Raw genomic sequence first — 19,794 nt, forward strand, 5'->3', positions numbered from 1 at the left:
TTTTGGCATTGTGTTTGAATGTAACGGGTAGAAATTATAAATCTAGATTATTATGAGTATTTCAAAAGTAAGAATAGCGACATTAAGTATAGGATTAGCAGTAGGTTCGATGGCATTCCAAAGTTGTGATAGTTTAACTAAAACACAAAAAGGAGCTGGTATCGGTGCTGCAGCTGGTGGTGTTATTGGTGCCTTAATTGGTAAAAAAGCCGGTAATACAGCAGTAGGCGCCTTAATTGGTGGTGCTATTGGCGGTACAGCGGGAGCTTTTATCGGCCGTAGAATGGACAGACAGGCAGCTGAAATCCAGAAAGCTATTCCTAATGCAGAAGTTATTCGTGAAGGAGAAGGAATTATTGTAAAATTCGATAGCGGTATTTTATTCGATTTTGATAAAACGGCTTTGAAAGATGCAGCTAAAACAAACATACAGAGTTTAGCTTCTTCGTTAAATCAATATCCTGATACTGATATTAAAATTATTGGCCATACCGATAGCCGTGGTACCGAACAATATAACATGGGCCTATCAGAAAGAAGAGCAGCAGCAGTTAAAGCCTATGCTGTTTCGCAAGGCGTTCCTTCAAACCGTTTAGTTACTATTGGTAAAGGTTTTTCTGAACCAATTGCAGATAATGAAACTGATGCTGGTCGTGCAGCTAACCGTCGTGTGGAGATTGTAATCGTTGCCAACGATGCATTAAAAGCAACGGCACAGAAACAAGGATAATACCGCAAATTCCCTCTACCTATGAGGTCATTATAAATGCAGCCCCGGTGTACATCCACCGGGGTTTTTTTATGTTTTGTGATGTTGCAACTGTTGTGCGACAAATTGCATAAACGGTTACGAGCACATTATTGTCTAACACGAGGTTGTATATTCCTATTGTTTTTTGAAAAGCAGGTTCCTGTGTAAATCGGTTCCGAAAGCCCCGCCATTCGCTTTACCTCTCTGCGTTCGGTGCCCGCTGCTGTCGGGTTTAGTTAACTTAGCGTAGGGCCCGGAGGTTAAACCGCCCTGCAACCCTAAATAGTTGCACTTGCCTCTGAATTTGAACGGGATTGAAGCGGCATCCTCCGATCTGATTTTTCATCAGAATCGGAGATATAGCAGAAAGCCCGACTGACATTAAAAAGTGTAAATAGCCTTGCTTTCCAAAAAAACTTATATCAGATGTCTTTCATCATTTTTCGACCTGATCTGTTACGCTGCGAAAGGCTATATTCCTATTGTTTTTTGAAGAGCAGGTTCCTGTGTAAATCGGTTCCGAAAGTCCCGCCATTCGCTTTACCTCTCTGCGTTCAGTGCCCGCTGCTGTCGGGTTTAGTTAACTTAGCATAGGGACCGGAGGTTAAACCGCTCTGCAACCCTCAATAGGTTGCACTTGCCTCTCAATTTAAACGGGATTGAAGCGGCATCCTCCGATCTGATTTTTCATCAGAATCGGAGATATAGCAGAAAGCCCGACTGACATTAAAAAATGTAAATGGCCTTGCTTTCCAAAAAATAAAAGATCTTGTATAGGGTCTCTTTCATCATTCGTCACCCTGAATTTATTTCAGGGTCTATCTAAACAGGAAGACGCTGAATCAAATTCAGCATGACGATCGCGTCAGGCAAAAGCGACTAAAAATTGTGCCTACGAATAAATATCTTCGAAATAACTTACCACTAGCGATTTCATCAGCATTTCCTGCTCAAGCATGGTATAAGGTGGAATGGCTTTAATTAATTTCCAATGTGGCCATCCGTCCTGATCTAGACCCTCTAGCTCATAGAATCCCATTTCGCTCAATAAACGGCAGGTAGCAATATGCATCAACTCTTCTTTTTGGCGTTTGCTGTATTTCTTTGGCCCCTTGCCCAGCTCCTGAACACCAATTAAAAAAAGCATTACTTTTAAATCAGGAAAATCGGATTCAAATTCCTTTGAAATTCTTTCCTGTAAAACTTTCCACTTGGCATTAATCTCCGAAGGCTTCATATCTGACAAAGATAGGTAAAAGGTGTAAGGCCTAAGTAAAAGCTTTGCGGTTTTAACATTAAAGCTTGATTGGTAATTGTATTTTTAACTACATTTATAACCTATGGATACGAATATCAATAAAACAATTAATGCGGGTTTATTAGCTTATGGCATGTCAGGGAAAGTTTTTCATGCTCCTTTTTTGCAGGCACACAATGGATTTAATTTAAAGGCAATAGTAGAACGCAGCCATAAAAACGCAGTGAATGATTATCCAAATATTACAAGTTATAATAGTATAGATGAACTCCTTGGTGATGAGGAAATAGATTTAGTGGTAATTAACACCCCTAATAACCTGCATTATGAACATTCGAAAGCTGCATTAAATGCACATAAACATATTCTGGTTGAAAAACCATTTACGGCAACGGTTGCACAAGCAAAAGAACTTTTTGAACTTGCAGATAGTGTAGGAAAACAAATCTTTTTCTATCAGAACCGCCGTTGGGACAGCGACTTTACCTCAGTGAAAAAGGTTATTGAAAGTGGCAAGCTGGGGAAGCTGGTTGAGGTTCATTTACGTTACGATCGTTACCGCAATGTAATCGGGCCAAAGGTATTTAAAGAAAATCCGGTAGAGGCTAGCGGACTTTTATACGATTTAGGTCCGCACCTGTTAGATCAGGTGATCTGTTTATTTGGCAAACCTTTAAGGTACCACAAAATTTTAGGTAAAAATAGGGTAGGTACTTTGGTAGACGATTACTTTTCGATCCAGCTAAATTATCCGGATAGTTTGAATGTTTTTGTTACTTCGAGTATGTTGGTGGTAAGCCCGCAGGCAGGATTTGTTTTACATGGCATGAACGGAAGTTATATTAAACAGAGAACCGATATCCAGGAAGAGCAACTTTTGGCGGGTATGAAATTAAGCGATCCGGCTTATGGCATCGAATCTGAAAGCAAAGATGGTGTATTAACCACTATTGACGCAGATGGCAATAAAACGGAGGAAACTATTCCCTCAGAAGTGGGTAGCTATCTGCCACTTTTCGAAGCCGTTTATCAGGGCATTGTTAACAATAAGCCCTATCCGGTAACCCGCGAAGATGTTTTAACACAAATGGAAATTATAGAAAGCCCCATAACTGCATAACCCTGATCATGAATTCTCTTCCATTTGTATACCTGATTCCAATTTTTCTGATTGCGCTTTATTTAATCCTGAAGAAAAAGAAAATTGCGATAGAGCCTTTAACCGATGTTGACAAAAAAATACTCGACGACTATGTAGACTATTACCATAATCTAGATTCGACGGATAAACTGAGGTTTGAAGAGAAAGTAGCTGCATTTTTCAGTACGGTTAAAATTGAGCCGGTGGGTTTAGAAATGACCACGTTAGACGAACTGCTGATTGCCTCTAGTGCAGTAATCCCGATTTTTGGTTTCGACGATTGGCAATACAAAAACTTAACCAGCGTTTTATTATATCCCGATGCTTTTAACAAGGATTTTCAGTTTGAAGGTGGCGAAAGGAATATTATGGGGATGGTAGGCACAGGTTATATGAACGGACAAATGATTTTATCGCGATCGGCGCTACGCCATGGTTTTTCTAAAAGTGCAGGGAAAGAAAATACCGCAATACACGAGTTTGTGCATCTTTTAGATAAATCAGACGGTGCAACAGATGGAGTACCCGAAAATTTAATGGCACATGAATATACCCTGCCCTGGATTAAAATGATGCGTGAAGAAATTGAAAAGATTGAAGACAATAAATCGGATATTAATCCTTATGCCATTACGAATGAGGCCGAATTTTTTGCCGTAGTTTCAGAATACTTTTTCGAAAAGCCCGAACAGCTTAAAGATAAGCACCCTGAATTGTATTTTCAGTTAAGCCGTATTTTTGCGCAACAGCCCGCAGGTTAAAAATGATAAATTACAAATGAAAATATTTGCAACAGTTATCTGTAGTTTGATAGCCATCAGCGCCTTTGCGCAGAAAACATATGTGCTAAGGCAAAATTACCCAACAGGGAATAGGTATAACTTCTCGTTTATTTCAGATCAGATTATTAACCAGAAAATTAGTGGCAGGAGTATTAATTCAACGCAAGCCATCGGTACCGATTATACTTTTGAGATTACAGAAGGGCACAATGGTGATAAAGATATAAAGGTAACCTACAACAGGTTGTTTATGAAATCGACCGCAATGGGGAATACCATGAACCTGGACTCGGATGAGGCAGACAGTACCAAAAAAGGTCCGTTTGCAGGTTTTAAAGGCGCATCTTTTTATATGACAGTAGCTTCAAACGGTGGAATTAAAACCGTAGCTGGCATTGATGGGATGCTAGATCGCGTAGCAGCAAAAATGACTACCGATACCGCTAAGTTAAGGGCCATCAAAAGTGCTTTAGGAAAGCAATTTAGCGCCGATATGGTTAAACAAACCATGGAATCGTCTTTTAAAATTTATCCTGAAAAATTGATTAAAATAGGCGATAGCTGGACCGTTGATACCAAAATGCAAATGAGCATGCCCATTGAAACGATTACGCAATATACGTTAAAAGAAGTAAAGGATGGTGTTGCCATTTTGAGTGTAAAGGGAAGCTTAATCTCGAAAGGAAATTTTGAAGTGATGAGCAACCACATGGAAACCGATTTAAAAGGTACAAACTCCGGAGAAATAGCTGTCGATTTAAAAACGGGCATAGTATTGAACAGCCACTTGCGCGTTGAACTTTACGGCAAAATGAAATCGATGGGACAGGATATCGATTTTGAAATGCAAGGCATTAATAAAATTGTAGGGAAAGAAATTAATTGAGACCTTCTAGGTTTAAAAAACCTAGAAGGTCTGATATAAGCTTACAGACTTCCTGTTAAGGCTACCAAAAATTCAGTCGGAATTTCGATATGCGGAATGTGACCACAAGCATCAAACTCAATAATTTTAGCACCAATAATTTTGGCTGCAGTTTGCTTTCCTAAAAGTTTATATTGTCCGTGTAAAGCCTGCTGATCAGGTGTAAGCAGTCCCTTGCCAACAATGGTTTTGTCTTCCTTACCGATGAATAAAATGGTAGGTACCTTTAAATTCTGAAATTCGTATACTATAGGTTGTTCATAAATCATGGTATAAGTTAGCGCGGCAACTTTAGCCCAGCGTGGGTAGTCGGAACTATTGGTTACCCCTCCGGCAATGTTCACCAGGTATTCATATTCTGGTTTCCAATAGGTAAAATAAGAGCCTTGGTAGTATTTACGTATACTTTCTGCAGTGGTTTTAAGTTCGGTTTTATATTGTTGTTCGGTAGTTACGTAAGGCACAAAAGTTTTATAATCTTCAAGTCCAATCGGATTTTCGAGTAAGAGTTTTTCTGTTTTTTCAGGAAACATTAATGCAAAGCGTGTGGCCAGCATACCACCCATGCTGTGCCCCAAAACAACTGTTTTCTGAACGCCTAAGCTATCGAGCAATCTGCTGTTCCACGCGGCCATTTGATGGAAACTGTAATGAATAAACGGCTTTGACGATTTACCAAAACCAATCTGGTCGGGTACAATAACGCGGTAACCAATTTGGGTTAAGGCTTTAATTACGTTGGTCCAATAATAACCGCCAAAGTTTTTTCCATGAAAAAGGATCGCTGTTTTACCGTTGGCAGCCTGCGTAGGCTGAATATCCATATAGGCCATTTTAATATCCTGGCCTTCGGTATTGATCGGGAAATATTTTACGGGGTAGGGATATTTTACGTTATCGAGGGTAATGGATAGCGTGTCTATCTTTTGTGCTTGTGCATGGCTAAAAACGAACAAAGTAAGTACAAGGAAATATCTCTTCATAATGGGTAATGACATAAAACTAAAAAAGCTAACTAATTGGCACAAATTATACTTTTGCCAATTAGTTAGCTTAAAAATCATGCCCTTTTTTACATCATCAGCAATTAGATGTAAGTGCTATGACGATTTGAATTAATCTTTGAGCATCTGTTTTAAATATTTTACGGGCATCGCAATGGTTGTTTCATCCGATAGACTGCCTGAAATTTTGTTGATATTAACTTTGTTAATCTTAATTTCTGATTTTTCTAAAGTGTTAATCGTTAAGTAGTCAATATTGCTTTTATTCTCTCCTCCGAGATCAACTGTTGAATTCTTACATCTTATATTTAACCTTTTATAAGAGTTACTTTCCGAATAAAAAGTTGCACTATCCAAATTGATATTTAACTGTTTAATGTCAGTCTGATTAATTACTTTGCTAGACTTCCCATTACTTGTAAATAATGTAATGGGTGAGCTAAAACTGAGCTGGCCAGCGCTTTTCATGTTAATATTTAAAGAATCTGTTTTAGCAGTTAAAACCAGTTCCGAAGAATTAGTTAGATTGAGCTCGCTAACATTCTGACAATATATCAGTATTGTTATATCGGATCTATGATGGTGTGACGGCTGTGCTTTATCATCAAAATAGATTTGTAATACGCCCATATTGTTTACGCTAAAATTGATGGCGTCTTTCATCTCAATAGGTACTTTTACCCCGAATACATCACTTTTAATAAAATGTATCTGCAGCGCATTACCTCTAGCATCTGGAATATTAATGCTGGTAAAGGGATTTTTTATAGGTACAGCAGTTCTGCCTGGACTTTCTTTAGCAAATGGCTCCGTATTTATTTCTTGTTCTTCAACAAAGCCACCACTTTTTGATGGCTTATAATTTATTTTGGCATTTATGGCCACAACAATTATTGGAACAATAATGAGCAGTGCAGCAAGGGTGATTAGTAATTTATTGCTTGTTTTCATTGTTTTAGGCGTTAAAGTTTTCTTTTACAAACGTTTTATATTGGTTTTCCAGTTCATCAAAACCAATGTTAAGCAGGTAAATATTCCTGAAAACTGTTGGCAACTCATCGGTTATAAATTGTTGTTTGCGGTAGTTTTTTACATGCTCAGCTGCTGCTTCATCTACAAAAAAACCTATTCCCCTTTTGTTGTTGATGATGTTTTTATTTTGCAGCAACTCGTAGGTACGCATTACTGTATTGGGGTTTACTTCCATTTCTACAGCCAGTTCCCTTACTGAGGGTACTTTTTCTTCGGCTTTCCATTTTCCTAACAAAATATGCTCACAAACATACTCTGCTATTTGAAGGTATATTGCCTTATTGTCTCTAAATTCCATATCTATACCTTTTAAACTAAATTTCTTTTTCTTTTAAGCGGACGTAAGTAATTATCCAGATAAATAAGGTGACTAAGATGCTAGCCACAAACAGTATTATGAACACAAAGTCTCTTTCATTTGCACCCGCATTATACTTACCTTCCAGTAACCATTTCGCGGTTTTAAAGCCTAAAAAAATCACAAGAGTGAATATAGCTGTTAACGACAGGGCGGTTTTAATGTAATGAAAGCGATTAAAATAAACAGATCCCAGAAGAAAAACACTGGAAAAGAAAAGTGGAAAAACAAACAGGAATTTAGACCTGCTATCAACCGTTAAATCATCATAAAAAGAGCTAAAACTCACTAATGTCAGTTTATTGGTGTTATAATCGAGCGCTTTTTGATTTTTCCATAGTTCGTTGATGTAGTTAAGAAATATAGAATCAACTATATAAAAAATAAGTAGGTAACTTACTAAGCTGAGAATTACAGAGAAAAGGATTGCACAAAAGAATTTCTCGGTAACGGAGGCTGGTGTCATTAATTCCATAATTGCTTTCGGTTTTTGGCCTAACGCACTAAAATAGGTGCTGGCCTCAATTGTTAAAAACAAAATGCCGATAGAAAGAAAAACAGGCATACGAAAAGCTAATTGAGCATGGCCGTTATCATTCCATATAAAATTTGATTGGTTGAAGCGAGGGATATTAAAGAGATAGAAGCCCACTACAATTATGGTAAGCACTATCAAACTCATCAAATAAATTTTTCCAAACTCCAGCCATTGTCTTTTAAGCAATAAGCCAAATCGATTCATATTAAAGGTGTTGTTCATGGTTTAGCTGAATAAAGGTTTAAATTTGGTTTTCTCGGCAAGGATGGCGTTGAATAACAATTCCATATCTAGTTTGCTTTCTTCCTGGTGATAGTTGGGCATTACCGCATTATAGCCCGATAATGATGGCTCTGCATAAAAAATGCTATCGTCTACTTCTTTAACTTTTTTGAAGGTTAATTTTGTCGTAATTTCTTCTACCGAGGCTTTAAGGGCGATATCATTTTCATCAAGCATAATTACGGTATCGATCAGGTTATCCAGATCTCTTACCTGATGGGTAGAAATGATAATGCAGCGATCATCCGTCATGGCTGAAGCCATAATTTTCCTGAACTGTGCCTTTGATGGGATATCCAATCCGTTTGTCGGCTCATCCATAATCACCAGCTTCGCCTGGGTGGCGAGTCCAAAAGCAATAATAAATTTTTTCTTCTGACCGTAACTCATATTGATGAGTTTCTGTTCAACCGGAATATCAAATTCTTTGATCAGATCGGTGAAATAATTATGGTCGAAGTTTTTATAGAAAGGAGCGTTGGCTTTTATGTACGCATCAATTTTTACCGATGGCAAATAAAATTCTTCTGGTATAAAACAGATCTGCTCTAGTAGTGCAGGTTGTCTTTTTGCAGGATTAAAGCCCATTACATCTAATGTGCCGCTCTGTGCATATACCAAACCGGCCAGGTTTTTTAATAAGCTCGATTTACCGGCTCCATTTTTTCCAAGCAAACCGTAAATATGACCATTGCTTAACCGCATGCTCATATTTTTAAATAATGGCTTATGCTTGCTGTAGCCAAAATTAAGATTGTTAATGTTTATCATATCTACTGTATTAGTTAAATAATACACTAATATATGGTGTTGTTTGATGATCTCCAAATTATTTTGAAAAAAGTTTAGCGCTGAGCGAATAGGGCTTAGCATTTTCACGCCCATCATTCCGCTCGCTACGCCACAGGAAGGTAAAATATCAGTCTAATAATTGTTGCATTAAAACATCCTTAATGTGGAGATTGTATGTTTGTAGTATATCGATATAGTATGGATACAAAATGGGCATATTTACTTAGCCGCTTGGCAATTGGTTTAAGTTTTTTCGGACATGGTTTGGTACGTTTACCAAAACTTTCAGGTTTTAGCCATTGGATGGTAGGGCAATTTTCTAAATCGTATTTACCGGATGCATTGGTCATCCCCTTCAGTTATATTTTGCCATTTGCCGAATTTATAGCCGGGCTAATGATTATATTGGGATTATTTACAAGGCAAGGATTATTATTTGCGGGAGTAATTTCTTTAGCGCTTATTTTCGGAACAACAGTAATTGAGAATTGGGAGGCACTGCCTTCTCAACTCATCCATGTGGCATTTTTATCGGTACTACTCGCTTACTTGCCACATAACAGTTATGCGATTGATAAAATCATTAAAAAATAATTATGGAATACAGAAAAATTGGAAATTCAGAATTAGAACTTTCGGTAATCACTTTTGGTGCTTGGGCAGCCGGCGGATGGATGTGGGGAAGCACAGATAGAAACGATGCGATTAACGCAATTAAAGCAGGTTACGATTTAGGGGTTACATCAATCGATACCGCTCCAATATATGGTCAGGGCGATAGTGAAGAAATTGTGGGCGATGCGATAAAAGGTATCTCACGCGATAAATTACAACTGGTAACCAAATTCGGGATGCGTTGGGATCTGGCCAAAGGCGATTTCGGCTTTAAGAGTAAAAACAACGACGGAAAGGAGATCGATATTTATAAATATGCTGGAAAAGAAAGTGTGATTTATGAATGTGAACAATCTTTAAAACGTCTGGGTACCGATTATATTGACCTTTACCAGATCCACTGGCCAGATGTAACCACACCGATCAGTGAAACTTTCGAAGCGGTTAATAAGTTAATTGAGCAGGGTAAAGTGCGTTATGCCGGCGTATGCAATTATAACATAGCACAATTAAAAGAGGCAGATCAAACTTTAGAAATTATTTCTAACCAGATTCCATTTAGCATGGTAAACCGCGGTGTTGAGGAGGAAACGGTTCCATATTGCATTGAAAAAAATAAATCGGTTCTGGCTTATAGTCCGATGGAGCGCGGTTTGTTAACCGGAAAAATGACCGCAGATTATAAGTTTGAAGAAGGTGATCACCGTCAAGGGAATAAATTTTTCTCGCCAGAAAGTATCGAAAAAACAAATGCATTTTTGGCTAAAATAAAACCGTTGGCCGACGAGAAAAATGCTACCCTATCCCAATTGGTTTTGCGTTGGACGGTTGAACGCCCAGGCATTACCATTGCTTTGGTTGGCGCAAGGAATGAAAAGCAAGCCGTTCAGAATGCTGAAGCTATAAATGTAAAATTAAATGCTGAAGAGATTCAGTTCATCAATACCGAATTAAAGAAAGCTGGTTTTTAATTGTAATATTAACCACAGCGCAAACGGAGTTTTTCACAGAGAAAAGCATTCGGTGTGCTCTGTGTATTTCTCTGTGCCCTTCGTGGTTAAAATATTAAAAAGATATGTCTAAATTATTTTCTCCTTTTACCATAAAGGATGTAACCTTAAAAAATAGAATTGTTATTTCCCCAATGTGCCAGTATTCGGCTATTGATGGTTTTGCAAGCGATTGGCATTTGGTGCATTTAGGAAGCCGTGCCATTGGTGGTGCAGGTTTAATTATCCAGGAAGCTTCTGCAGTAACTGCCGATGGAAGAATTACCTATGCCGATTTGGGCATCTGGAAAGATGAACATGTAGCTAAATTAAAACAGATTGTTTCGTTTATCCATGATAATGGAGCAATAGCAGGCATTCAACTGGCACATGCAGGTAGAAAAGCCAGCTGTGAAGTGCCTTGGAATGGCGGTGAACAGCTAGCTGCAGGTGAAAATAGCTGGAAACCAGTTGCACCATCTCCAATTTCTTTTAAGCCAGGGCAGGTTGATCCACATGAATTAACGATATCAGAGATTCAGGATATTGTTTTTGCTTTTCGGGCAGCTGCTAAACGTGCATTGGCTGCAGGCTATAAAGTAGTAGAAATACATGCTGCACATGGTTATCTGCTGCATCAGTTTTTTAGTCCATTGAGCAATAAACGTACAGATGTTTACGGCGGAAGTTTCGAAAACCGTATTCGTTTGGTGATCGATGTGGTTGAAGCCGTACAATCGGTATGGCCAGAAAACTTGCCTTTATTTGTTCGCATTTCTGCAACGGATTGGACGGAAGGTGGCTGGAACGAGAATGACTCGCTACAATTGGCAGCGGTGTTAAAAGATCGCGGTGTAGATTTAATTGATACCTCTTCGGGTGGTAATGTGCCTGATGCATTTATCCCTGCAGGACCAAATTACCAGGTTCCTTTTGCTGATAAGATCAGAAATGAAATTGGCATTTATACAGGTGCAGTAGGCGTGATTGTAGAGGCTCAGCAGGCGGAAGAAATTTTAGAACAAGGTAAAGCTGATTTGATTTTTATTGCCCGCGAATCGTTACGTGATGCTTATTTCCCTACACATGCAGCACAAATGCTTGGCGATGATACCGAATGGCCAAATCAGTATGTAAGGGCTAAAAGATAGACGTTTAAGAAGTAGTTTTGGTAATCAAATGGTCTACGTTGTATCATCAACCTAGTTCCTCTAAAAATTGGTCACGTTGAGTCTGTCGAAACGCCTTAAAAGGTGTTGTGGCAGTTCCTTCGACAAGCTCAGGATTCTATATTTATGATCCGCTCTTCTTACATGCGTGATAGATCTCTCCGCTGCACTGAGTTCCGGAGATGACTGTAATTAAAAAAACAAAAAGCGGAGTGATTTTATTGATCAGCTCCGCTTTTTGTTTAAGTGGTCTCGGTAATTTATTTAACCACCGTAAAAGGAATATATAATCCGAAAGTGATATTTCTACCTGGATTGTAAACACCTAAATTTAGGTTTTCCTGGTCAAAACGGCCTGGTTTAAACCTGCTTAAAGCATCGTAATATTTCTGGTTTAACAGGTTGTTAGCCGATACCGATAATTTAACCGGTTGTTTACCCAAATTAAAGGTAGCACCAATACCTGCATTTAATAAAGTATAACCGCTGGTTGGTGTTTCGAAAACATCATCAACGCGGGTTTGTTTAAATGCCGAGTTGATGCCTACAGAAAGGTAAGCATCATTTGTGCCTTTAAGTTTAGGTTCGAAACGTAATTCATTCCTCAATGTTCCGGCAGGAATAAATGAAAGCGGTCTGTTTAAGGTAATGTTCTGTGCATGAACGTATCCAAATGTATTTTCGAAGTGGATAAACGGAACCGGGTGGATAGTTAAGCTGGCCTCTGCGCCATAAAGGTTTGCATTTACCTGTCCGTAACGGAAAACATCGTAAAGGGTGCCGTCTGCTACCCTTTGTTCGCCGTTATTCGATGCATAGATATAGTTGTGGATATAGTTGTTGTATACACTGGCGCTGGCGCTCACAATTTTTCCTTCATATTCTAAGGCAGCATCTACCTGGTAACTGCGTTCAGGGTTTAAAGTAGAGTTACCAATCTCGTATCTAAATGTTCCTTCATGTACACCATTAGAGCCTAACTCAGCAGGGTTTGGCGCGCGAAAAGCAGAACCTGCGTTGGCTTTAAAGTTCCATTCTTCGTTAAATTGATGGGTGAAACCTAAGGCACCGCTCACATTGGAAAACTGATTTTTAAACGGTGCAAATCTTTCTTCATCCCCTTCAAAAAGTTGCTTTCCGTTATTTTTCCTGAAATCGTAACGGGCGCCAATACTAAAAGTGCTGTTCTCCCAGTTTTTCTTTGCATAAGCAAAAACACCTAAGCCAAAAGTATTATAAGCTGGGATTAAAAATTCTGTTCCTTTGTTCTGGCTATGTGCATCATCTACACTTACGCCAAAAACCGGCTGCCACCCATTGGTTTCGTGGATATAGTATTTCAGGTCTGCATTGTAGGTTTTAAGATCGAAGAATAAAGTTGGGTCTGGTCCATCTAATTCACGACGCTGGTTTTGTTGATAGCCAAAATCAGCTTTTAAATTGCCATTACCGACAATGAAATTGTTGTTCAGCGCAATTTTAAAGTGCCTGATATCCTGACGTGGATATTCTAAAGTACGGCTTTTATTATCGTCGTTAGTAAAAGGACTACCATCTTCTTTCACGAAATTTCCGTTCGCATCCAAAGTCGGATCGTAGAAACCAATATTGTTATGAAAATTAGAAACATTTAAATGGGTATAACCCCAGCTTTTATTTAAACCCACCATACCGCTTAAATCGGTTTCGTTAAAGCCCGAATTAGGGAAATACCCTGTTGGTGTTTTAAAAGAATAGGCATTTTTATAGGTTCCACGGGCCCTCCAAACAAAGCCGTTTTCGTTACCGTTCAACATTAACGAATTGGCAGTAAGCCCGTTGTTGGTTGAGTAATTGGTAATAAATTCCCCCTTTACCTGTCCCTCTGGTGCCGAACTAGGTTCTAATAAGTTAATTACACCTCCAAGTGCATCAGAGCCGTACATTAATGATGCAGCGCCACGTAATACCTCCACACGATCCGATTTAAACTGATCGATTTCGATGCCATGTTCATCGCCCCATTGCTGGCCCTGTTGTTTAATCCCGTCATCTAAAGTTACAATGCGGTTGTAACCTAAACCCCTGATTACAGGTTTGGAAATAGAAGGGCCGGTAGTGATCTGCGATACACCGGGAATTTTAGTTAATGCATCGATTAAATTTGTCGAGGGCTGCAATAACTGATCCTTGCCAACTACCGCAGATGAAGCACTATTTCTTTTGCTGGTACTGCTAATTAAACTCCCTGTAATCACAATTTCTTTTGTTTCTATTGCGGTAGGTTGTAAAGAAAATTCCAGTCTGGCTACAGTAGCCAGGTTTACTATTTGTGTAGCTGTTTTATAACCTACGTAATGTACCTCAACTAAATAACTTCCTTTCGATGGAAGATTGTTTATGGTAAATTCGCCATCAGTATTTGTTGCCGCAGTAACCTTTAAATCAGGGATAAAAATGGTAGCACCTGGTAATGTTTGTTTTGTAGTGGCATCAATAACCTTACCTTTTATATCTTTTAGTAGGGCGGCGAAAGCGGTATTGCCTAATAATGTATATAGAATTACCAAGCCAATAAGCTGTAATTTTTTCATTTGTTGTGTGTAAATAAAAATGATCGAAAAGCCAAAACATTAACTGATGAGGCTAGTTTTAGTTTTTCAAATAAATAATTTAATTAAGCGCGAATGCGCTTGAAAAGAAAAAATTAAGCTAAAGGAGGACCACGTAAGCAGGTGCGCTTTATTTGGGTAAAGGCATTCCTTAATGTAGGTTCAGTGCGATTGAAAATTTTGGCTGATAGGAAGATTCTGTAAATATGGTGCGTTTGCACATAATTTTTTTCAAAGCTGGCATTACAGATCAAACAGGTATCGCCATGTGCCTGCACGTGACTTAAGTGTTTACAATGCAATTCTTTTTGTACAACCGGAATAGGATTGTGGTGGTGGAGTACACTCCATGGAGTTAAGGCAATAGCAAACACGATCAGCATAATTGCTGATAAATATTTTTTAATGTTTTGTCTATGCTTTTTCAACGGAGCAAAAGTAGTAATTCCTAAGCAATTATATATATTTACAAAGTAACATTGCTTTTATAAGTGTTGTGACCTAATATTTTATCAATGGTTTAACATGATGAACCAACAATTAATGAAATTTATCAGGAAAAATATATTTAACACTTTATTTGTTGTCTTTCTTTTGGTAATTGTTTTCGTACCAGATGTGAAAGCATTTTTTATTAAGGGGTTAATGGAAATCGGTTTTTATAAACCCAATGTCGAAACACCAAAGGAAAATATTCCAGGTCTTAACGGGATTCGCTTTAAAGATGCCAAAGGAAATGTGATTGATCTTGGCGATTTAAAGGGTAAAGTTATTTTTCTCAACTTTTGGGCAACCTGGTGCCCACCATGCAGGGCTGAAATGCCTTCCATCAATAAGCTTTACGCCAAATTTAAAGATGATAAAGGTATCATTTTCATTTTTGCTGATGCCGATGGAGACTTTTCAAAATCAGGTAAATTTATGTACGACCGTAAATATGCAATGCCAGTTTATAAAGTTGAAAGTGATATTCCGGAAAAAGTATTTGCGGGCACTTTACCTACAACTGTCATTTTTGATAAACAAGGTCGGTTATCCTTCCGGCATGAAGGAGTAGCCAATTATGCAGACCAAAAGATTGTTGATTTCATCAATAAATTAAAAGGTAGCCTTTAGCCTCCATCACTATTAAGACTTTTCAGGTTTTTTAAGGATCGAATTTGATGCTGAAATGATATTTGCATTTGCAATATATGTAGTTAACTACATATATTTGTGTTTATAATGATCAGCGATGCAAAACGAATTTAAAATTGAACGGTTAGATAATCAATTCTGTGAAGCGATTATCGGGTTGATTCTTCCCATCCAACAAATAGAATTTAATGTAGATATCGATCTGGCTGCACAGCCTGATCTCTTGGATATCGAAAAACACTATGATGCTACGGGTGGTGCTTTCTGGGGTGCCAAATTAAATGGCGAATTGATTGGGACTATTGCTTTAATTGCTGTACCCGAGCATCAGTCAGGAGCAATCAGAAAAATGTTTGTTAAAAAGGAATTCCGCGGGAAAGATTTGGGTGTTGCACAGGCTTTGCTGAAAACGCTTTTAGCCTACTGCGTAAATAACAACCTGAATAAAGTATATTTGGGCACCAAAGACATACTACAAGCCGCCTGTCGCTTTTACGAGCGAAACGGGTTTAAACAAGTGGATATGAAAGATCTTCCGGTTTATTTTCCCCGGATGGCTGTAGACAATGTGTTTTATAGCTTGGATTTAAAATAAATTTAATGGAACAAAATGTAATTGATGCTTCTGGTTTATTGGCTATTTCTACGCGTTTGCAAAGGCTGAGCGACCAGATCCGTAAAGATGGTTTGTTGATTTATAAAGCATTCGGGATCGATTTTCAGCCGAAATGGTTTCCAGTACTGTATACTTTGTATAAAAAATCGACCATGAGCGTGGTTTCCTTATCTGACGAAATTGGTTATGCACATCCATCTACCATCAGTTTATTAAAAGAGCTGGAGAAAGAGAAACTAATCCGCTCTAAAAAGGATAAGGTTGATACCCGGAAACGGTTGGTTGAACTTACAGAAAAGGGTATAACACTTCTTTCTACCATGGAACCTGTTTGGGACGTAATTATTAAAGCTACAGCAGAAATTACAAACACTCAAAATAACTTAATGAAAGCTATAAACGAGGTTGAAGCAGCATTAAAGGAAAAAAGCTTTCTACAGCGGGCAGAGCTTTATATTAAAAAATGATAGAACGATTGAGTGAGTGAATTTGAGTGGGGTTAACCAATGATTTTGCTATTTTTGCCCCCATGATTTCATTTTTCGAGGCTTCACTTAAGCAACTTTCTATCCACCATACAGGCAATAAATTGCTTGAGGAGTATTATAAATTATCTGATGCACCTTTAAAAATTGAGGATGAAATATTGGGAAACCTGCTGATGCAGTATTTCTTAAAACCTTTTGAAAAGGTAAATGAAGTCTACCGTTTTTATCACCCTAATGATAATTTAGAACTGAACGAAGTATTCCATTTTGCTCACGAAATTTTCGAAAACAACGCGCTTTTTCACGAAGATTCGCAGCAACTCGCCAAGCATTTATACGATGTAGCCAACCACCCAAAAATTAAATCGGGAGAATTGTACGTGGCTTATTTCGAAAAAGTGCAGATAGAAGGCGAACAGTTGGATGTGATTGGAATTTTTAAATCAGAAACAAAAGATACCTACTTAAAAGTTTATCCTGAACAGGATGGCTTTAATGTAAGTTATGAGCAAGAAGCTATTAGCATTAATAAGTTGGATAAAGGCTGCTTGATTTTTAATGTAGACAGGGAAGAAGGCTACAAAGTTGTGGTATTGGATCAATCGAAAAGCAGCAACGATTCTGCCGTTTATTGGAAAGATGAATTCTTGAAACTGAAAATCAGGAACGATAGTTATAACCAAACCAATAATGTGCTGGGGGTTTACAAAAATTTCGTCACACAGAAGCTGGATGATGACTATGAAATCAGCAAAGCGGACAAAATCGATCTCTTAAATCGCTCTATGAAGTATTTCAAAGAGAAAGAAACCTTTGATATTGAAGAATTCGGTAATGAGGTAATTGGCAACGCCGAAGGGATAGAATCGTTCAAAAACTATAAGAAAAACTATGAGCAGGAGTTCGAAAGCCCGATAGCAGATCATTTTGAAATTGCCGAATCTGCTGTAAAAAAACAGGCCCGTGCTTATAAAAGTGTGTTAAAACTGGATAAGAACTTCCACATCTATATCCATGGTAATAAAGATATGATCGAGAAAGGTTACGATGATGATAAATCGATGAACTTTTATAAAGTGTATTTTAGGGAAGAGGAGTAGGTTTTAGGCTGTAGTCCATAGTCTTCAGTCATGAGTCCGACTTTAATCCCTCGGTCTGTGTCCCCACAGACCGAAACAATCTTTATTTAACAGATTCTAACTTCATTTCTTATTGGTTATTGTGCTGTGAGGATGCTGACCAAGGATAAGTGTATATTCTTCTTGAAAGGAATTGAAGTTAATTTTCTATTTTTAATAATGGGAAAAGACATCTTTAGACAAGATCGTAATTCAATGATGCTTTTGGATGAAGTCTATTTTTGGACGGATACGGTTAAAGATTGGAAGAAGATATTTTTATCAGACAGGTATAAAATAGTAGTAATTGATACTTTAAGGGAATTAGTTAATAGAAAAAAGATTATCGTTTATGCTTTTGTAATTATGCCAAATCATTTACATTTAATATGGCAAATGATTGAAACTAATGGAAAAGAAATGCCTCATGCAAGTTTTAATAAATTTACTTCCCACCAGATTTTTCAAGATTTGAAGGTTCATCATCCAGATATATTGCCGCATTTTAAAGTATCAGATGCAGAAAGAAATTTTCGTCTATGGCAAAGAGATCCGTTAGCTATTCTTATGGATACGCAGGATAAACTTGAACAAAAAATAAATTACACCCACTTCAATCCATTACAGGAAAGATGGCAGTTATGCGAAAAACCTGAAGATCATGAATGGTCATCTGCTAGGTTTTATGAAAAAGGAATAGATAATTTTGGGTTCTTAACGGATTATAGGGACGTTTTATAGCGTTTCGGCCTGTGGGGACACAGACCGAGGATTGGGTCTTCAGTCATGAGTCCAAAGTCGCCACTCCAAACTAAATCCTCTGTTGTGCCTTTAACGCCAAGTACTGATTAATTACGTTAACTGTAAGCTTTTGTGGTGGAGTAAGGATGGCTAAAATGCCATGTTTGTTAAGCTCTTTAACCATTAGTTTTTTCTCGTAAATAAATTTCTCCGCGATGGTTTTGTGGTAAATTCCTTCTACGTCCTTAGCGGGTTCTGTACTTAATTCTTTTAGTTCGGTGTTTTCGAAAAATACAACCACCAGTAAGTGGTATTTGGCGATTCTTTTTAAATATGGTAACTGTCTTTGCAGAGCAGATAAGCTTTCGAAATTGGTAAAGAAAACCAAAAGGCTGCGTTGTTTTACTACGGAACGTATTGCTGAATATAATGCCTCGAGATTACTTTCAAGGTATCTTGTTTTTTCTTTATAAAGTACGTTTACCATACTGCCGAGCTGCGAAGCCTTACGATCTGCAGGTACAATAGATCCTATATTTTCAGATATCGTAATTAAACCAGCCTTATCTTCCTTAAGCATGGCCACTTTCGAGAGCGCAACAGTGGCATTGATAGCATAATCGAGTAGGCTTAATCCTTCAAAAGGCATACGCATTACACGCGATTTATCAATAACGCAATAAACATTCTGCGATTTCTCGTCTGTATAGGTATTGACCATTAAACTGCCTTTTCTGGCCGTAGCTTTCCAGTTAATGGTTCGGATATCGTCGCCACCCACATAATTTTTAATCTGGTCAAATTCACTGCTTTGTCCAACTTTCCTGATCTTTTTAATCCCGAATTCTGTTAAATAGCGTGAAGCGGCCATCAATTCATATTGGCCGAGATTAATAAACGAAGGAAAAACAGGTAGTATCTTAGCGCCGTCGAAATTGTATCGTCGGCAAATCAAACCCAGGGGCGAGCTAACGTAGGCCCTAATAAAGCCAAAATCATATTCGCCACGCTTTGTTGGGCGCAGGTTGTAGTGGATCGATTTCACTTCAGTAGATTTTAAGTGAAGTTTAAAATCTTTATCCCGGAGTTGAAACTGAAAAGGCACCTCATCAATCACCCTGGCATTTATCCCAAAACCATAACTGTTCTTGATTTCGATCTGTATCGGATTTTCATCGCCATTACTCAAACGTTTTGAAGTAATTCTTTTAGCATTAACCCCTTGAGTATTTCGGTATAGAATAAAAATATCGATAAAAAATAGAACGAAAACAGCACCAGTGGCAATTTCAGGGATATCGCCGATCCATGCAAAAAAGAATTTCAACAAGAAAAGTACAATACAGCAGCCTAAAACCGCGAATAAACGATCGGTTAGGAATAGATTGTTATAATATTGCTGAAAGAATTTTTTCAATGTTGCTTAATCGGTTAATTGTTTAAACTGGTTAACTGCTCTGGCTCGTA

At 38.0% G+C, this 19,794-nt stretch carries 21 protein-coding genes; 12 read left to right on the forward strand and 9 right to left on the reverse strand.

Annotation, left to right across the window (positions count from 1 at the left end; genetic code table 11):
- Nucleotides 1–52: 52 nt before the first annotated feature.
- Nucleotides 53–730: an OmpA family protein gene (locus tag HDC90_RS05900; protein ID WP_184464836.1), complete on the forward strand. Its 678-nt coding sequence runs from the start codon at nucleotides 53–55 to the stop codon at nucleotides 728–730.
- A gap of 913 nt (nucleotides 731–1,643) precedes the next feature.
- Here HDC90_RS05900 and HDC90_RS05905 read toward each other — a convergent pair.
- Nucleotides 1,644–1,988, reverse strand: coding sequence for a hypothetical protein (locus HDC90_RS05905; protein ID WP_167296109.1), 345 nt, complete (start codon nucleotides 1,986–1,988; stop codon nucleotides 1,644–1,646).
- 103 nt (nucleotides 1,989–2,091) lie between these two features.
- On the opposite strand from HDC90_RS05905, the gene HDC90_RS05910 reads away from it, so the two are divergent.
- The 3 genes from HDC90_RS05910 to HDC90_RS05920 are packed head-to-tail and all read left to right on the forward strand — an operon-like array spanning nucleotide 2,092 to nucleotide 4,818.
- Complete coding sequence (locus HDC90_RS05910) at nucleotides 2,092–3,129, forward strand: Gfo/Idh/MocA family oxidoreductase (protein WP_184464838.1); 1,038 nt, start codon at nucleotides 2,092–2,094, stop codon at nucleotides 3,127–3,129.
- A gap of 8 nt (nucleotides 3,130–3,137) precedes the next feature.
- On the forward strand, nucleotides 3,138–3,911 hold the full coding sequence (locus tag HDC90_RS05915) for a zinc-dependent peptidase (protein WP_184464840.1): 774 nt from the start codon (nucleotides 3,138–3,140) through the stop codon (nucleotides 3,909–3,911).
- Nucleotides 3,912–3,927: 16 nt separating this feature from the next.
- On the forward strand, nucleotides 3,928–4,818 hold the full coding sequence (locus HDC90_RS05920) for a DUF6263 family protein (RefSeq protein WP_184464842.1): 891 nt from the start codon (nucleotides 3,928–3,930) through the stop codon (nucleotides 4,816–4,818).
- Nucleotides 4,819–4,859: 41 nt separating this feature from the next.
- On the opposite strand, the gene HDC90_RS05925 is transcribed toward HDC90_RS05920, so the two are convergent.
- The 5 genes from HDC90_RS05925 to HDC90_RS05945 all read right to left on the reverse strand — a co-directional run bounded on the left by HDC90_RS05925 (nucleotide 4,860) and on the right by HDC90_RS05945 (nucleotide 8,842).
- Nucleotides 4,860–5,840, reverse strand: coding sequence for an alpha/beta fold hydrolase (locus tag HDC90_RS05925; RefSeq protein WP_184464844.1), 981 nt, complete (start codon nucleotides 5,838–5,840; stop codon nucleotides 4,860–4,862).
- 132 nt (nucleotides 5,841–5,972) lie between these two features.
- Entirely contained in the window at nucleotides 5,973–6,812 is an 840-nt protein-coding gene (locus HDC90_RS05930) for a GIN domain-containing protein (RefSeq protein ID WP_184464847.1), read from the reverse strand.
- Nucleotides 6,813–6,816: 4 nt separating this feature from the next.
- Complete coding sequence (locus HDC90_RS05935) at nucleotides 6,817–7,191, reverse strand: GntR family transcriptional regulator (RefSeq protein WP_184464849.1); 375 nt, start codon at nucleotides 7,189–7,191, stop codon at nucleotides 6,817–6,819.
- A 16-nt stretch (nucleotides 7,192–7,207) separates the two neighbouring features.
- Complete coding sequence (locus HDC90_RS05940) at nucleotides 7,208–8,011, reverse strand: hypothetical protein (protein WP_184464851.1); 804 nt, start codon at nucleotides 8,009–8,011, stop codon at nucleotides 7,208–7,210.
- A gap of 3 nt (nucleotides 8,012–8,014) precedes the next feature.
- On the reverse strand, nucleotides 8,015–8,842 hold the full coding sequence (locus tag HDC90_RS05945; protein WP_184464853.1) for an ATP-binding cassette domain-containing protein: 828 nt from the start codon (nucleotides 8,840–8,842) through the stop codon (nucleotides 8,015–8,017).
- A gap of 219 nt (nucleotides 8,843–9,061) precedes the next feature.
- On the opposite strand from HDC90_RS05945, the gene HDC90_RS05950 reads away from it, so the two are divergent.
- From HDC90_RS05950 to HDC90_RS05960, 3 genes are all read left to right on the forward strand, one after another.
- A complete protein-coding gene (locus HDC90_RS05950) occupies nucleotides 9,062–9,457 on the forward strand; it encodes a DoxX family protein (protein ID WP_184464855.1) in 396 nt (131 codons plus the stop codon).
- Nucleotides 9,458–9,459: 2 nt separating this feature from the next.
- Nucleotides 9,460–10,449 carry an aldo/keto reductase gene (locus HDC90_RS05955; RefSeq protein ID WP_184464857.1) on the forward strand — a complete coding sequence of 330 codons (990 nt, stop codon included), beginning with the start codon at nucleotides 9,460–9,462 and terminating at the stop codon, nucleotides 10,447–10,449.
- A gap of 104 nt (nucleotides 10,450–10,553) precedes the next feature.
- Nucleotides 10,554–11,618, forward strand: coding sequence for an NADH:flavin oxidoreductase/NADH oxidase (locus HDC90_RS05960; protein ID WP_184464859.1), 1,065 nt, complete (start codon nucleotides 10,554–10,556; stop codon nucleotides 11,616–11,618).
- 278 nt (nucleotides 11,619–11,896) lie between these two features.
- Here the strand turns inward: HDC90_RS05960 and HDC90_RS05965 are convergent, their stop codons facing one another.
- Nucleotides 11,897–14,209: a TonB-dependent receptor gene (locus HDC90_RS05965; RefSeq protein ID WP_184464861.1), complete on the reverse strand. Its 2,313-nt coding sequence runs from the start codon at nucleotides 14,207–14,209 to the stop codon at nucleotides 11,897–11,899.
- A gap of 113 nt (nucleotides 14,210–14,322) precedes the next feature.
- Nucleotides 14,323–14,655 carry a hypothetical protein gene (locus tag HDC90_RS05970; protein WP_184464863.1) on the reverse strand — a complete coding sequence of 111 codons (333 nt, stop codon included), beginning with the start codon at nucleotides 14,653–14,655 and terminating at the stop codon, nucleotides 14,323–14,325.
- 97 nt (nucleotides 14,656–14,752) lie between these two features.
- Between HDC90_RS05970 and HDC90_RS05975 the strand changes: the two genes are divergently transcribed.
- From HDC90_RS05975 to HDC90_RS05995, 5 genes are all read left to right on the forward strand, one after another.
- Complete coding sequence (locus tag HDC90_RS05975; protein WP_255497505.1) at nucleotides 14,753–15,343, forward strand: TlpA disulfide reductase family protein; 591 nt, start codon at nucleotides 14,753–14,755, stop codon at nucleotides 15,341–15,343.
- A gap of 118 nt (nucleotides 15,344–15,461) precedes the next feature.
- Nucleotides 15,462–15,959 carry a GNAT family N-acetyltransferase gene (locus HDC90_RS05980; RefSeq protein WP_184464865.1) on the forward strand — a complete coding sequence of 166 codons (498 nt, stop codon included), beginning with the start codon at nucleotides 15,462–15,464 and terminating at the stop codon, nucleotides 15,957–15,959.
- Nucleotides 15,960–15,964: 5 nt separating this feature from the next.
- Nucleotides 15,965–16,447: a MarR family winged helix-turn-helix transcriptional regulator gene (locus HDC90_RS05985; protein ID WP_184464867.1), complete on the forward strand. Its 483-nt coding sequence runs from the start codon at nucleotides 15,965–15,967 to the stop codon at nucleotides 16,445–16,447.
- A gap of 62 nt (nucleotides 16,448–16,509) precedes the next feature.
- Nucleotides 16,510–17,568: a nucleoid-associated protein gene (locus HDC90_RS05990; protein WP_184464869.1), complete on the forward strand. Its 1,059-nt coding sequence runs from the start codon at nucleotides 16,510–16,512 to the stop codon at nucleotides 17,566–17,568.
- Between the two features lie 198 nt (nucleotides 17,569–17,766).
- On the forward strand, nucleotides 17,767–18,327 hold the full coding sequence (locus HDC90_RS05995; RefSeq protein WP_221451801.1) for a transposase: 561 nt from the start codon (nucleotides 17,767–17,769) through the stop codon (nucleotides 18,325–18,327).
- Between the two features lie 70 nt (nucleotides 18,328–18,397).
- Here the strand turns inward: HDC90_RS05995 and HDC90_RS06000 are convergent, their stop codons facing one another.
- Nucleotides 18,398–19,744 carry a DUF58 domain-containing protein gene (locus HDC90_RS06000; RefSeq protein WP_184464871.1) on the reverse strand — a complete coding sequence of 449 codons (1,347 nt, stop codon included), beginning with the start codon at nucleotides 19,742–19,744 and terminating at the stop codon, nucleotides 18,398–18,400.
- Between the last annotated feature and the right edge of the window lie 50 nt (nucleotides 19,745–19,794).

Source organism: Pedobacter sp. AK013, assembly GCF_014205835.1.
GTDB lineage: Bacteria > Bacteroidota > Bacteroidia > Sphingobacteriales > Sphingobacteriaceae > Pedobacter.

Coding starts and splice junctions, on each gene's coding strand:
- HDC90_RS05900 (WP_184464836.1), top strand. CDS start 53: ATGAGTATTTCAAAAGTAAGAATAGCGACATTAAGTATAGGATTAGCA.
- HDC90_RS05905 (WP_167296109.1), bottom strand. CDS start 1,988: ATGAAGCCTTCGGAGATTAATGCCAAGTGGAAAGTTTTACAGGAAAGA.
- HDC90_RS05910 (WP_184464838.1), top strand. CDS start 2,092: ATGGATACGAATATCAATAAAACAATTAATGCGGGTTTATTAGCTTAT.
- HDC90_RS05915 (WP_184464840.1), top strand. CDS start 3,138: ATGAATTCTCTTCCATTTGTATACCTGATTCCAATTTTTCTGATTGCG.
- HDC90_RS05920 (WP_184464842.1), top strand. CDS start 3,928: ATGAAAATATTTGCAACAGTTATCTGTAGTTTGATAGCCATCAGCGCC.
- HDC90_RS05925 (WP_184464844.1), bottom strand. CDS start 5,840: ATGAAGAGATATTTCCTTGTACTTACTTTGTTCGTTTTTAGCCATGCA.
- HDC90_RS05930 (WP_184464847.1), bottom strand. CDS start 6,812: ATGAAAACAAGCAATAAATTACTAATCACCCTTGCTGCACTGCTCATT.
- HDC90_RS05935 (WP_184464849.1), bottom strand. CDS start 7,191: ATGGAATTTAGAGACAATAAGGCAATATACCTTCAAATAGCAGAGTAT.
- HDC90_RS05940 (WP_184464851.1), bottom strand. CDS start 8,011: ATGAACAACACCTTTAATATGAATCGATTTGGCTTATTGCTTAAAAGA.
- HDC90_RS05945 (WP_184464853.1), bottom strand. CDS start 8,842: ATGATAAACATTAACAATCTTAATTTTGGCTACAGCAAGCATAAGCCA.
- HDC90_RS05950 (WP_184464855.1), top strand. CDS start 9,062: ATGGATACAAAATGGGCATATTTACTTAGCCGCTTGGCAATTGGTTTA.
- HDC90_RS05955 (WP_184464857.1), top strand. CDS start 9,460: ATGGAATACAGAAAAATTGGAAATTCAGAATTAGAACTTTCGGTAATC.
- HDC90_RS05960 (WP_184464859.1), top strand. CDS start 10,554: ATGTCTAAATTATTTTCTCCTTTTACCATAAAGGATGTAACCTTAAAA.
- HDC90_RS05965 (WP_184464861.1), bottom strand. CDS start 14,209: ATGAAAAAATTACAGCTTATTGGCTTGGTAATTCTATATACATTATTA.
- HDC90_RS05975 (WP_255497505.1), top strand. CDS start 14,753: ATGATGAACCAACAATTAATGAAATTTATCAGGAAAAATATATTTAAC.
- HDC90_RS05980 (WP_184464865.1), top strand. CDS start 15,462: ATGCAAAACGAATTTAAAATTGAACGGTTAGATAATCAATTCTGTGAA.
- HDC90_RS05985 (WP_184464867.1), top strand. CDS start 15,965: ATGGAACAAAATGTAATTGATGCTTCTGGTTTATTGGCTATTTCTACG.
- HDC90_RS05990 (WP_184464869.1), top strand. CDS start 16,510: ATGATTTCATTTTTCGAGGCTTCACTTAAGCAACTTTCTATCCACCAT.
- HDC90_RS05995 (WP_221451801.1), top strand. CDS start 17,767: ATGGGAAAAGACATCTTTAGACAAGATCGTAATTCAATGATGCTTTTG.